At 72.5% G+C, this 14,125-nt stretch carries 6 protein-coding genes; all 6 read right to left on the reverse strand.

Annotated elements, in window-relative coordinates:
* Window positions 1-13: 13 nt before the first annotated feature.
* The 6 genes from LV79_RS18355 to LV79_RS18380 are packed head-to-tail and all read right to left on the reverse strand — an operon-like array spanning window position 14 to window position 14,104.
* Complete coding sequence (locus tag LV79_RS18355; protein ID WP_253838337.1) at window positions 14-4,993, reverse strand: non-ribosomal peptide synthetase; 4,980 nt, start codon at window positions 4,991-4,993, stop codon at window positions 14-16.
* Window positions 4,990-8,892, reverse strand: coding sequence for a non-ribosomal peptide synthetase (locus LV79_RS18360; protein ID WP_253838338.1), 3,903 nt, complete (start codon window positions 8,890-8,892; stop codon window positions 4,990-4,992). The genes LV79_RS18355 and LV79_RS18360 overlap by 4 nt, the downstream gene beginning before the upstream one ends.
* The gene (locus LV79_RS18365) at window positions 8,885-10,681 is read right to left on the reverse strand and encodes an ATP-binding cassette domain-containing protein (RefSeq protein ID WP_253838339.1); all 1,797 of its coding nucleotides are present in this window, start codon (window positions 10,679-10,681) and stop codon (window positions 8,885-8,887) included. The genes LV79_RS18360 and LV79_RS18365 overlap by 8 nt, the downstream gene beginning before the upstream one ends.
* Entirely contained in the window at window positions 10,678-12,504 is a 1,827-nt protein-coding gene (locus LV79_RS34555) for an ABC transporter ATP-binding protein (RefSeq protein ID WP_253838340.1), read from the reverse strand. The genes LV79_RS18365 and LV79_RS34555 overlap by 4 nt, the downstream gene beginning before the upstream one ends.
* Entirely contained in the window at window positions 12,501-13,847 is a 1,347-nt protein-coding gene (locus LV79_RS18375) for a condensation domain-containing protein (RefSeq protein WP_253838341.1), read from the reverse strand. Before LV79_RS18375 ends, LV79_RS34555 begins: the two co-directional genes overlap by 4 nt.
* Window positions 13,844-14,104: an acyl carrier protein gene (locus LV79_RS18380; RefSeq protein WP_253838343.1), complete on the reverse strand. Its 261-nt coding sequence runs from the start codon at window positions 14,102-14,104 to the stop codon at window positions 13,844-13,846. Before LV79_RS18380 ends, LV79_RS18375 begins: the two co-directional genes overlap by 4 nt.
* Window positions 14,105-14,125: the final 21 nt, after the last annotated feature.

Genomic DNA, 14,125 nt, shown 5'->3' on the forward strand with positions numbered 1-14,125 from the left:
GTGGGGGACGCGCTCACCCGGCCCCCTCGGCGGCGCGCGTCCGACGCAACACGGGCCGGGGCACGGCCGGCTCCACCAAGCTTCGCGCCACGCCGAGCACCGTCGGGTGGTCGAAGAGGTCACGGATACCCAATTCGCACCGGGTCTCGGCTCGTACGAGGCTGATCAGCCTCGTCGCCAGCAAGGAGTGACCGCCGAGCTCGAAGAAGTCGTCGTCGACTCCGACCCGTTCGACGCCGAGGACCTCCGCGAACAGGCGGCACAGGTGCCGCTCACGCGCGGTTCGAGGAGCGGTGCCCTTGGTCGACGCCCCGTAGTCCGGGGCGGGCAGCACCGCGCGGTCGACCTTCCCGTTGGGGTTGAGAGGGAACTCCGCCAGCACGACGACTGCCGCGGGCACCATGTAGTCGGGCAGGGCACGTTGGGCGGACCGCCGCAGCGCCAGCGGATCCGACCTCGCACCGTCGGCCAAGACCACGTAGGCGACGAGGCGCTTGTCGCCCGGCAAGTCTTCTCTCGCGACCACCACCACACCTTCGACACCGGGCAGGGCGGCCACCGCCGACTCGACCTCACCCAGCTCGACCCGGAACCCGCGAACCTTCACCTGGAAGTCGTTGCGGCCCAGGAACTGGATGCTGCCGTCCGACAGCCATCGGGCAAGGTCGCCGGTGCGGTACATCCGATCACCGCGGGCACTGAACGGGTCAGCGATGAACCGGGACGCGGTGAGTCCCGGGCGGTTCAGGTAGCCGCGCGCGACCTGGGTACCCGCCAGGTAGAGCTCGCCGCGCACACCCTCGGGCACCGGACGCAGAGTCTCGTCGAGGATGTAGGCGCGGGTGTTCCAGATCGGTGGGCCGATGGGCGGTGATCCGCCGCCGAGCACCACCTCCCGCGGCACCGCGCAGCCGGTTACCACGTGCGTCTCGGTCGGGCCGTAGTAGTTGAGGATCCGCAGATCCGGCAGGCGCGCCGACAACTGCTGGATCGGCCGGTGCAGGGTGAGCGCCTCACCCGCCTGCGCGATGGTGGTCAACTCGGAGAGCGCGGTACCCAACCGCTGCGCGGCCACCGCGATGCCGTTGACCGCGGGCGTCGGGGCGAACAGCTCGTTGACGCGGTCGTGGTCGAGCCAGCGGACCACCTCGTCCATGTCCTTGCGGATCTCGTCACGCGGAACGGCCACCGTCTTCCCGGAGGTCAACGCCGAGAAGATCTCCTGCGCCGCGGCGTCGAAGCTCAGCGACGCGAACTGCCCGGTGACGGTACCTGGGCCACCCGGCACGACCTCGGCGTGCCAGGCGAGCAAGTTCACCAACGCGCGGACGGTGAACACCACCCCCTTGGGCCGTCCAGTCGACCCGGACGTGTAGATCACGTAGACAGGGTGGTCCTGCGACAGCGGACTCAAGCGCTCGGCGTCGGCAACCGCGGCGCCGGACTCGAGTGCGCACAGTGCGCGCGACTCCGGCGCGTCCAGGAGGTGGACGGGAGCACCCTCGGGTGCCCTCGGGGTCATGGCGGCGGTGGTGAGGAGGCAGACAGGGCGGCTGTCCTCGACCATGTAGGCCGTGCGCTCGGCCGGGTAGTCGGGGTCGAGCGGCAGATAGGCGGCACCTGCCTTGACGACCGCGACCATGGCGATGATCAGGTCGATCGAGCGGGGCACGAGCAGCGCCACCGTGGCCTCCGGGCCCACGCCGCGGCCGATCAACACCCTCGCCAGTTGGTTGGACCGCGTCTCCAGCGCCGCGTAGTCCAGTTCTGCGCCCTCGTGCACGACGGCGACCGCCCCAGGGGACCTCCTCGCCTGTGCGGCGAGCAGTTCTGGCAAGCCGCGCTGGTCGACGGGGTGCTCGGTGGCGTTCAGGTCGACCAACAGCCGGTGTCGTTCCTCAGGCGCCACCAACTCGACGCGGCTGAGCGGTTCTCCCGGGTCGCTCGCAGCGAAGTCGAGCACACGCTGGAAGTATCGGCACACGCGGCGCACGGTCTCGTGGTCGAACAGGTCAGCCGCGAACTCCACGGTGACATCGACTCCGGCGGGTGTGCCGCTGTCGGACCACCGCTCCACCAGGCTCATGGACAGGTCGAACTTCGCCGTGGCGGGACCGCTGTCATCCACCACGACGTCCACCCCACCCACGCTGCGGGGCGCGGGCACGGTGCTCTGGTTGACCAGAAGCACTTGGAACAGCGGGTGCCTGGCCAGTGACCTCGGCGGGTTGATGGCCTCCACCAACGACTCGAACGGCAGGTCGCGGTGCTCGAGCGCGTCGAGACCGGCTCGGCGGACGCGACCGAGCAGCGTGCGGAAATCCGGGTCGCCCGCGGTGTCGACCCGCACGACCACGGTGTTGACGAAGAACCCGACCAGGTCATCGAGCGCCGGGTGGTCTCGGCCCGCCACCGGGGTGCCCACCGGGATGTCCGTTCCGGCACCGAGCATCGTGAGCATGGCGGCCAGTGCCGCGTGGCACACCATGAAGACGCTCGCGGCCTCGGCGCGTGCGAGGTGGACCAAGCTCTGGTGGGTCTCGGCGCTGATCCGGAAGAGCTCCGCACCACCGCGGTACGATGGGCGCGCCGACCGGGGCCGGTCATAGGGCAGGTCGAGCTGGTCGGGCAACCCCGCCAACGCGGTCCGCCAGTACGCCAACTGACGGGCGTGGACGCTACCCGCCTCGTCTGCTCCGCCGAGCAAGCGCCGCTGCCACAAGGCGTAGTCCGCGTACTGCACCGGGAGATCGGACCACGGCGGCGGCTGATCCGAGCGCCGTGCGGCGTATGCGGTGAGCAGGTCGTCCACCAGGGGTGTCATCGACCACCCGTCGACCACGATGTGGTGCACGGCCAGGACGAACTGGTGGAGATCCGCGCCGATCGTGATCAACAGTGCCCGCACTGGCGGCCGCGACGCCAGGTCGAACCCGAGGCCAAGGAACTCGTCGCGGGCAGCGGCGGCTTCAGCGGGATCGGCGGCAGATCGGAGCCGGAACTCCGGCACGGACTGTTCCGGCGCGAGCACACGCTGCCACGGCTCGCCGTCCTCGGTGACCGCGAAGGCGGTGCGCAGGCTCTCGTGCCGTCCGACGAGGTCCGCCAAGGCGGCGCGCAACGCCTCGGCGTCGACGACGCCCGCGAGGTGGAGGGTGAGCGGCAGGGTGTAAGTCCCGCCCAGGTCCTCCACCTGGTCGAGGAACCACAGCCCGCGCTGCGCCGGGGAGAGCGGGATCCGACGAGGGCGCGGGCCCGCGCCGAGCAGCGGTCGGGGCACCGCGACAACGGCCAGCTTGCGGGCAGCCGCGCGGGCGGTCGGGGCTTCGAACAGGTCGCGCAGCGAGATCTCCACGCCGAAGTCGGCGCGCAGGCGGACGACCAACCGGGTCGCCAGCAGGGAGTGGCCGCCGAGGTCGAAGAAGTCGTCGTCGACACCCACCGCGGGAAGGCCGAGCACCTGCGCGAACAGTGAGCAGAGTCGCCGTTCGCCCTCGGTGCGCGGCACGCCGCGGCCGGTGGCACCCGAGAAGTCAGGCGCGGGCAACGCCGCCTTGTCGACCTTGCCGTTGGACGATCGGGGGAACTCGTCCAACACCACCACGGCCGACGGCACCATGTGCGCGGGCAGGACGTCGGCCAAGGCGGCCCGCAGCGCGCGCTGCCCTACCGAAGCACCTCCGCCCGCGACCACGTAGGCGACCAACCGGCTCGCCCCCGTGTGGTCCGCGCGCGCTTGGGCCACCGCGCCGACGACGCCAGGCAACGCGGCCAGGGCTGACTCGACCTCGCCCAACTCGACCCGGAACCCCCGGATCTTCACCTGGTCGTCAGCCCTGCCGACGAACACCAGGTCGCCATCGGGTCGGACCCGAACCAGGTCGCCGGTGCGGTACATGCGGGCCCCAGCGGGCCCGTCCGGCTCCGCGACGAACCGCTTCGCGGTCAAGCCGGCGCTGCCGACGTAGCCCCGCGCGACCCCTGCCCCGGCGAGGTAGAGCTCTCCCATCTCCCCCGCCGCGACGGGACGCATCAGCGGGTCGAGAACGTAGGCCCGCGTGCCCTTGATCGGCGTGCCGATGGTGACCTCGCCGTCCGCGTGACCCAGCGATTTGGCCGTGGACCACACGGTCGTCTCGGTGGGGCCGTAGGCGTTGGTCACCTCCGCCCCGGTCGCGCGCAACCGCCGGGCGAGCGACTCCGACAGCGGTTCGCCGCCCACGAGCAACCGCACGCCGCTGAGGTCCAGCGGTGCTGGCGCGGCCTCCAAAACGGCCTGCCACAAGGTGGGCGTGCCCTGGACGACCGTCGGGGCGGCGCGGCCGAGCAGCGCGGCCACCCGCGCCGGGTCGCGGTGCTCGTGCTCGTCAGCCAGCACGACGCACGCCCCGGTGACCAGCGGCGCCCACACCTCCAGCTCCGCGATGTCGAACGACGTCGTGGTGACGGCCAGCAACCGATCGCCCACGCCCAACCGCAACCGGGCCGTGAACTCGGCGAGCAAGGCGGACAGGTTCCCGTGGGTGACCGCGACCCCCTTGGGCGCACCGGTGGACCCCGAGGTGAACCGGATGTAGGCCAGGTGCTCAGCGGCGAGGTCAACGGCGAGGTCCGCACCACCTCCGGTGGGGCCGTCCGCGACCTGGGTCAGCACGAGCACCGGGTCGGCCACCGCCACGACCGCGGCTCTCCTGGCCTCGGGGTGGTGCGGGTCCAGGGGCAGACAAGCGGATCCGGCTTTCGCCACGGCGACCAGCGCGACCACCAAGCGGACCGACCTGCGCACCACCACCGCCACCGACCGCTCCGACCGAGCACCGCAGGCGATCAGATCGCGCGCCAACCAGGTGGCCCAGTGGTCGAGTTCGGCGTAGGTCAGGGTCTCGCCCGCGCACTCGACCGCGACCGCGTGCGGTGTGCGGCGCGCCTGGTCCTCGAACCGCCGCACCGGGATCGGGCGGTTCGGGTCGCGGCCATCGGTTCCGGAGCTCATGGGCACTCCTGGGTGGTCGTCGCGGCGAGAACCTCGTGCAGGACCGCACCGGTCGCCGCGGCCGCCGAGGTGAACATCTCGTGGTGCTCGCAGTCGACGACGCGCACGTCGACCCGTCCGGTGGCGTGCTCCCGCCACGCCGAGGCCTGCCCGCCCTGGCTCACTCGCTCGCTCGCGGCGGCCACGAGCGTCAGGTCACCGTCGAAGACGGGGTGCGTCGCGCTGTAGTGGATGCGCAAGTTGTTGACGCCGACCGAGACCACGGTCCGCACGACCTCGTCCGAGGCGCCCGCCAGCACCGGCGCGTGCGCGCGCGGGTCGTCAACCGCGTGGCGGCGCCCACCCGCGAGGTTCACCAGCGCCTCTGCCAACAGCCGCTCCCGCGCGGGCGGCTCGTCGACGGCGTTGGGGAAGCTGTCGAAAACCAGCAGCACCGGGACCTCCTCACCCGAGTCCCGCAGGCGGGCTGCCACGGCGTGGGCGACGATCCCCCCGAAGGACCACCCCAGCAACCGGTACGGTCCACGCGGCGAGATGGCCCGCACCCTCGCCACGTAGTCGTCGACGATCTCCGCGAGCGATGCGGGCAGTGCCGAGTCCGGCTCAAGCCCGCGCGACTGCAGTGCGTACACCGGGTACTGCCGCGGGACCGAGTCGAGCACCCGGTAGTAGCACCAGCTCAGCCCGGTGCCCGGGTGGACGAAGAACACGGGATCGGCCTCGCCCGTCGCTCGCAGCACCAGCACCGGTTCGCCGAGCCCGGGCCCTGGCCGGTCGAACTCGCCCGCGAGTGCCGCGACCGTCGGGGAGCGGAACACCGCCTCGACCGGCAGGTCCGCACCAGTGGCCGCGCGCACCGCGCGGACGAGGCGGATGGCGAGCATCGAGTGCCCGCCAAGGGCGAAGAAGTCATCGTCCACGCGGACCTGCGGCAGATCGAGCAGGTCGCAGAAGACCCGGGCGAGCGCCACCTCGGTCGGTGTGCCCGGTGGGCGTCCGGTGGTCCCGGCCGAGGCAGGGCTGGGGGCAGGCAGCGCGGACCGGTCAACCTTGCCGTTCGTGCCGAGTGGAAGGCTGTCGAGGACCGTGATGGTGTCCGGCAGCACTCCTGCGGGCAGTCGGGCGGCCAACCTCAAGCGCAAGGCGGCAGGGTCGAGCACCCGGTCGGCGGCGCCGACGGCGTAGACGGCCAGCCGTTGGTCATCGCGCAGCACGGCACACGCTGCGGCCACCCCACTCGCGGCCAGCAGCACGGCCTCGACCTCGTCGAGCTCAAGCCGCTGCCCCCGCAGTTTCACCTGCCGGTCGTCGCGCCCGGCGTAGACCAACGCGCCGTCAGCGCGCCAGCGCGCCAAGTCGCCGGTCCAGTACATCCGCTCGCCTGGTCCACCATGCGGGTCCGCGCAGAACCGGCTCGCGGTGAGCGGCGTGTTGCCCACGTAGCCGTCCGCCAGTTGCACCCCGGTCAGGTAGAGCTGACCGACGACACCGACCGGGCACGGGCGCAACCGCTCGTCGAGCACGCGGACGCCGGTGTTGGCTATCGGTTCGCCGATGGGCACCGCGCCTACCTCGCCGACAGCGCAACGGTGTGCGGTCACGTCGACCGCGGCCTCCGTCGGGCCGTACAGGTTGTCGACGACCACGCCCGGGAGGACGTCGCTACAGCGGTCGACCAGGTCCCTGGTGAGCTCCTCGCCGCTGCACACGACCCACCGCAGCCCGGTGCAGTCCGCCGCCACGGGCTCGGCGAGGAACTCGCGCAGCACCGAGGGGACGAAGTGCGCCACCGCGACCCGCTGGGCGACGATCAGGCGGGCCAGCCGGGCCGGGTCACGGTGCTCCCCAGGGGCGGCGAGCACCAGGGTCGCGCCGGTGCGCAGCGGCCAGAACAGCTCCCAGATCGACACGTCGAACCCGACCGGGGTCTTGTGCAGGACCCGGTCCCCCGCGACCAAGCCGTAGTTCTCCTGCATCCACCGCAGTCGGTTGTCGATGGCGCGGTGGGCGACCACGACGCCCTTCGGAGCGCCGGTGGTCCCCGAGGTGTAGAGGACGTACGCGGGCAAGAGTGGGTCTGTCGTCGCGGGCAGCGGCCCCAGCGACCACCTCGCGTGCTGGGTGATGTCCAGGACAGGAACCCCGGGGGCGAGCGGAACGGGCACGCCGTCGCTGCCCGCCACCACGCAGGCCGGACTGGCGTCGCGCAGTTGGTGCGCCACCCGCGCCGGGGGCACGTCCGGATCGAGGGGCAGGTACGCCGCGCCTGCTCGTAGCACCGCCATCAGCGCGACCACCAACGACGTCGATCGTGGAAGGGCGATCGCGACGACGGAGCCAGGCCGCACCCCCAGGCCCGCCAGCGCGCCCGCCAGTCGGTCGGCTCGGGCGACGAGATCGGCATAGGTCGTCTCACGGGCCCCGTCAACGACGGCGACGGCCCCCGGGCAGCGGCGCGCCTGGGTCCACACTGGACCGTGCAGGGTGTCGACGGGGTAAGGGCGAGCCGTCGACACCCACTCGGACAGCACCCGGGTGCGCTCACCGGGCAGCAGCACGTCGATGTCGCCGAGTCGCGTGCCCGGTTCGGCGGTGACGATGTCGACGAGCAGGGCCAAGCGGTCCACCAGTGCGACCACCGTGTCCTCGTCGAACAGGTCGACCGCGTACTCCACATACCCGCTCAGGCCCCGCGGCGCGCGCGCGTCGTCGTAGTGGTCGACGAGCTGGAACGTGAGGTCCACCTTGGCCGCGGGCAGGACGACCTCGTGCGGGCGCGCCGACACCGAGCCGAAGTCCACATCGGCGCGCTCGACGTTCTCCAGCACCAGCATCACCTGGAACAACGGGTGGTGGGCCAGCCCACGCGGGGGGTTGAGCGCCTCCACGACGCGGTCGAACGGCAGGTCCTGGTTCTCCTGGGCGTCGAGGTCGACCTCCCGCACCCGGTGCAGCAGGTCGAGGAACGCGGGGTCACCAGAGGTGTCCACGCGCACCACGACGGTGTTGGCGAAGAGCCCGACGAGATCGGCGAGCCCGTCCTCCGTCCGTCCCGCGAGGACGGTGCCGATCGGGATGTCGGTGCCCGCGCCGAGCCTGGTCACCAGCGCGGCCAACGCCGCGTGGACGACCATGAACACCGAGCACCCAGCCGCCCTGGCCAGTTCGGCCACGGCGCGGTGCCTGCGGGCGGGCCACTGGATCGGCACGTGGGCGCCGGTGCGGCGCCGAGTCCCCAGCCGCGGCCGGTCCACCGGCAACCTCAGCACCTCGCCGAGCCCGGCGAGGGTATCGCGCCAGAACGATACTTGGCGCTCACCGAGGCTCTCGGGGTCGTCACGTGAACCGAGCAACTCCCGTTGCCACAGCGCGTAATCCGCGTATCGGATGGGAGGATCAGCCAGGTTCGGGCAGACCTGGCCCCCGGCGTGCGAGCGGTAGGCGGCGGACAGGTCCGCCAAGAGCGGACGCATCGACCACCCATCCGCGGCGATGTGGTGCAGGGTGAGCAGCAAGACCGCGCGATCCGGTGCGAGAGTGAACAAGGTGGCGCGCAACGGCGGCACACGCTCGATGTCGAAGGGGGTGCTCGCGGCGTCGCGCAACGACTCGTCCAGCTCCGCCTCCGGCACGACGACAACAGCCAAACCCGGTCGCGCAGCTTCCGGCGCCAAGACCACCTGTACGGGTTCACCGTCGACTTCCGGGAAGACGGTCCGCAGCGGCTCGTGCCGCCGAACCAGGTCAGCCAACGCCGCACGCAGTGCGGCCACGTCCAGGTCGCCGTCGAGCGCCACCGCCACGGGCAGGTGGTAGGCGGTGTCGGGGCCGTGCAAGCGGTGGAGGAACCACAGTCCGCGTTGCGCGTGGGAAGGTGGGTAGGGCTGTTCCTCACTCATCCGGCGTCCGTCCGGCTGTGTACGCGCGGCTCTGGGTGCGGTATAGGTCGGCGTAGTGCCCGCCCGCCGCCATCAGCTGCTCGTGGCTGCCCTCCTGGACCACCGACCCGGCCGCGAGCACCACGATGTGGTCGGCCATTCGAACGGTCGAGAAGCGGTGCGACACCAGCAGGGTGATGCTCCCCGCCGCGGTGCGGTCCGCGCGGCCCGCACCGACGAACCGCTCGTACAGGTCGTGCTCGGACTGCGGGTCGAGCGCGGCGGTCGGCTCGTCGAGGATGGCCAGCAGCGGCGTCGCTCGCATCAGCGCCCGGCCGGTGGCCAGGCGCTGCCACTGGCCGTGGGAGAGGTCCGCGCCGCCGAACACCCGGCCGAGTCGGGTGTCGAACCCCGCCGGGAGACCGGCGACGACGGTGTCCGCGTTGGCCGCGGCCGCGGCGCGGGCGACGGCGGGCCGGTCGTCGACGTGCGGCAGGTCGCCGAGCCCGATCGCCTGGCCCGCGCTCACCTGCGGTTGCCAGAAGTCCTGGAAGGCCGCGCTGGTCCTGGACCGCCACGCGTCCAGGTCGATCGCGCGCAATGCCGTCCCGTCCACCTCGATGTCGCCGCTGGTCGGCTCGTACATGCCGGTCAGGAGCTTCACCAGGGAGGTCTTGCCCGCGCCGTTGAACCCGACCACCGCGACCGTGGTCCCGGCGCGCAGGAACAGGTTCACGTCCTGGAGCACCGGGGTGTCCGTGCCGGGGTACGCGAAGCTGACCCCCCGCAGGTGGATGCCGTCGGCGAGCCGTGCCGGGACGAGGTCGATCCCGGTGTGCCGCCGGTCGGCGGCGTGCCGCTCCAGCCAGGTGAACTGGGCCATGACGTGGCGGCCCTCAGCGAGCTGGGTGGAGCCCTCCACGGTGTTGTTCAGCTGCGTCCTGAGGTAGGTCGACAGGCCCGCCACCATCAGCAGGTCGCCGGGTGTGCGCTCGCCCCGCGCCACGAGCAGCGCGACGAAGGCCAGTGCTCCGATGTAGCCGAGGGCGAACAGCGCCCAGCCCGCGGCCCGCCACAACGCGGCCCGCCTGCCCGCGCGGACGAGCACCTCGGTCGCCTCGTCCCAGAAGGCGGTGGCCGCCGAGCTGACCGCCGCCGAGCTGCCGCTGATCCGCAACTCCTTGGCCGCGCCCGCGTCGGTGGCCATGCGGTGCAACCGCGCCTCTCGGCGCTCGGCCCCGGCCACGGCAGTCCTGGCCCGCCCGATGACACCGCTGGCGCGCCGCGCGCAGACCAGCGGGGGGATCGCGAACAGCACCAGCAGCACCAGCGCCGGGTGGACCAGGGCGAGCAGCCAGGCGCTGAGCAGCAGGCTCAACACCGACGACGCGGCGCCGACCGCGCCCCAGCAGGCACCGGCCAGGGTCTCGGTGCCGCGGCGGATCTGGCTCAACCGGTCGAGGTACTCGGCGCGTTCGAGGTGCTCCACGGTGGGCACCCCGCCGGTGAGCCGGAACAACCGCTGCGACAGCACGAGGTCCACGCGTTCGGTCAGGTCGACCTCGACGTTGTGCTGCACCCGCTCGACGGCGGCCATCGCGGCGTAGGCCAGTGCCCCGAGCAGCGCCGCCCAGAGCACCATGGCGGGGGCGGCGCGCGCCGAGTCGGCCAACCAGCGGACGCTGAGCCCGCTGGCGGCGACGGAAACGGAGTTCACGCAAGCCAGCACCACCACGAGCACGGTGGCCTTCGCGTCGGCGGCGTAGGCGAGGCGCAGGATGCTGCCCACCACGGTGGGCCTGCCGCTCATCGCTGTGCTCCGTCCACTCGGGCCGCCTCGTCGGCGGTGAAGCGATCAGCCTGCAGCCGGTAGAGGTAGGCGTAGCGCTTGTCCAACGCCATCAACTGGTCGTGGGAGCCCTCTTCGACGACTCGACCACCGGAGAGCAGCACCACGCGGTCCGCGCGCCGGACCGTCGAGAGCCGGTGGGAGATGAGGACGACGGTCATCCCGGACACCGCGGAGATCACCTCGTCGTAGAACTCGGTCTCGGCGCGCACGTCCAGGTGCGCGGTCGGCTCGTCGAGCACGAGCACGCGCCTGCCCGCGGCGACGGCGAACATGGCCCTGGCGATGGCGATCTTCTGCCACTGCCCGCCGGACAGGTCGACCCCTCCGGTGTGCTCACGGGTGAGCAGCGTGTCCAGGCCGAGCGGCAGCCGCTCGATCAGCTCCCGCGCACCGCCCGCCTCGGCGGCGCGCAGGACGGACTCGTCGTCGGCGGGCGCTTCCGGGGCGCCCAGCGCGATGTTCTGCCGGGCCGTCAACGGGTAGCGCAGGAAGTCCTGGAAGACCGTCGAGATCCGCCTGCGCCACCCGTCCACGTCCAGCTCGGCCAGGTCCTGACCGTCCACTGTGATCCGTCCACCGGTCGGCTCCCGCAGGGCCGCGAGCAGTTTGAGCATTGTCGTCTTCCCCGCGCCGTTCTCGCCGACCACGGCGAGCACCTCACCCGGGCGGATGTCGAGGTCGAGCCCGGTCAATACCGGCCGGTCGCGCCCGGGGTAGGCGAACCGCACGCCTTCGAACCGGATGTGCGGCGTGCCACCAGGAGCCGCCTGCCCGCCGGGGTGCGCGCCGTCCGCGGCCGCCCGGGCGCGCAGCCCGGCCAGCGAGGCCATCGCGCCAGTGGCGTACTCGATGTCGAACGCCTCGTGCCCCATCGCGCCCGCCTCGAACACACCCCACGCCGCTAGCACCATCGTGATCAGGTCACCGTGGTCGATGGCCGCGTCCGAGAGCAGCAGCCCCGGCACGTACAGCGCCGCGAATCCCGCGGCGCCCGCGAGCAGGAAGGTCCACCACTGGCGGCGGAGGATGCCCCTGCGGTGCGCCCAGATCTCGTCGAGCCAGCCGCGTGCCTGCTCGGCGTGCCGATCGGCGAGCCAGTGCCGCACGCCGTAGAGCCGGACCTCCTTGGCTGTCGCGACCTCGCTGAGGGTGTCGGCCCAGTAGTCCATGCGGCGCCTGCTGCCCGCGTGGGCGTCCCAGACCCGCCCGAGGCGCAACCACTGGCGCCTGATGGTCGCGCGCATCACCAGGGTGACCGCGAGGAGCCCCGCCGCGAGCACCGGGGAGTACGTGGCGAGAACGGCCGCGCACAACGCCGCCCCGGTCAACCTCGCCGCCAGCGCGAGTTGCCCGACGACCCCGGTCCCGGGGGTGCGCCGCCGCCAACCGCCGAGCTCGGAGACCCGCGCGACCGCGGTGGCGTACTCCTCCTCGTCCAGGTGGGACAAGCCGCGGGGCACGCCGACCTGGCGGCGCAACTCCGCCCGCAACCGCCCGTCCACCCGGCGGGCGGCCAGTTCGTCGAGCGGCTCGCGCCCGAGCAGCAGGCACCGGCCCGCCAACACGAGCGCGGCCACCGCGGCCAACGGCAACACCATGTCCGCGCCCGTCCCCTCCCGCAGGGTTCGGGTGAGCAGCCAGCCAGTGGCCACAGCCGTCGCCGCCGGAGTCAGCACGGCGAGCACGTGCACGGCGAGCAAGCCCGCGAGCACCCTGCCACCCATCAGCGGTAGCAGGCCCAGCAGCCGCAGCCGTCCATGGCCCTCAGCAGTCGCGTTCACGCCCGCGCCCCCCGCCCCAGCGCTCGCGCGCAGTCGTTCACGAGTTCCCCGACGGTGACCCGTCCGGTGGCGACGCGGTGCACCTGATCGTCGTACCAGCCAAGCAGGGCACGCAGGGCGGGCCGCGGCAGCAGCCGGGGATCGGTCCGCACGACGACCGGGAGATCAGGGCCGGAACGGACCTTCACGTCCAGGCGCGGGCCGATCTGCCGGTTGGGCTCGGTGTCGGTCACCACACCCCGAGCGGGCACGGCGGTGACCTCATGGCGCTTGTCGACGTCGTGGGCCATGAAGTTGAAGAAGTTGTCGAAACCGAGGTCGATCCCGCGTTCGCGGCGGACGAGGTCGGTGACGGCGTCCACGTCGTAGGAGCCCGCGCGGTAGGCCTTGAGGGTGGCCGAGTGCAGCGCCTCGGCGAAGTCAGCGAAGCCCACGTGCCCCGGCCCGAGGTCCACCAGCAGCGGCGCGTACTGGTTCATCGAACTCACGATCGAGTGCCACCGACCGCCGAACCTGTTGCCCGACTGCAGGGTCAGCACGACCCGGTCGCTGCCGACAACGACGGCCGTGGCCACGGCGGTCAGCGCGAGCAGCACGTCCTGGGGGGAGACCCCGGTCGCCGCCGCAGCCGCGGCGAGGTTGTGGCGTCCCGACGACGAGGTGAGGATCGCCTCGACCCGGCCGGGCTCATCCGTTCGCGGGCGCGGGAGCGGGAACACCTCGGGTGGTACGTCGCGCAGCAGAGCCCGCCAGTGGTCGAGCGCCGCCTCGGCACGGCGAAGACCAGAACCCCCTCGCTGTTCGGCCGCCAGGTCGACCGGTTGCGGCGGTCGCTGCGCCAGCCAGCGCCCGCCCTCGGGGTCATCCCCACCCAGCGCGGCGACCACCTCGGCGCAGACGCGGCGCAGGCCCGTCCCGTCCGCGACGAGGTGGTCGACCACCACCGCGAGCAGCACCGGCGCCGCCCCCTCGGTGAGGACGGCGAAGCGCACCCCGAACTCCTCGGCCGGATCGATGCGGTCGGCGGCCAGCTCGTCGGCCACGGCGTCGGCGACCGCGGGGGTGACCGGCGACCGCTCCACGACCTCGACCCGGACCTCGCGACCCGCGGGCCGCACGAGCTGGCACAGTCCTGCCGCCCCCACCACGAAGTGCGTCCGCAGTGCCTCGTGACGAGCGCACACCGTCGCCACCGCGGCCAAGACCTGGTCGACGGTGCACCCGCCCGGGAGGCGAGCGGTCCGCCGCAGGTAGGTCTCGGACCATCGGGAAACGGGATAGGTCTCGTTGATCCGCCACACAGACAACTGCCCGAAGGTCAGCGGCGCGGTTCGCGAGATCACCGCGAGGCTCCCCGCAGGCGGTCGACCACGGCCCACAGGGCCGCGGGACTGGCGAAGGTCTGGTCGGTGAGGTCGTCGTCGGCCAGCGCGATGCCGAACTCCTCCTCGACGTCGACCAGCAGGCCGACCGTCGCCATCGAGTCGAGCCCCAGGTCGGCCAGGCTGTCGTCTGGGCGCAGCCGCGCGTCGGGGCCGTGCAGGGGCAGGTAGCCGCGCAGCACCCGCTCGAACTCGGCTGACCAGGGCGAGCCAGTCATCGCTTCACTTCTTCCCATCTG

The organism is Actinokineospora globicatena, from assembly GCF_024171945.1.
GTDB classification, from domain to species: Bacteria; Actinomycetota; Actinomycetes; order Mycobacteriales; family Pseudonocardiaceae; genus Actinokineospora; species Actinokineospora globicatena.

Bases quoted from the DNA above. Each gene is read 5' to 3' on its own strand.
- LV79_RS18380 (WP_253838343.1), bottom strand. From the start codon at position 14,104: ATGACTGGCTCGCCCTGGTCAGCCGAGTTCGAGCGGGTGCTGCGCGGC.
- LV79_RS18365 (WP_253838339.1), bottom strand. From the start codon at position 10,681: ATGAGCGGCAGGCCCACCGTGGTGGGCAGCATCCTGCGCCTCGCCTAC.
- LV79_RS18360 (WP_253838338.1), bottom strand. From the start codon at position 8,892: ATGAGTGAGGAACAGCCCTACCCACCTTCCCACGCGCAACGCGGACTG.
- LV79_RS18355 (WP_253838337.1), bottom strand. From the start codon at position 4,993: ATGAGCTCCGGAACCGATGGCCGCGACCCGAACCGCCCGATCCCGGTG.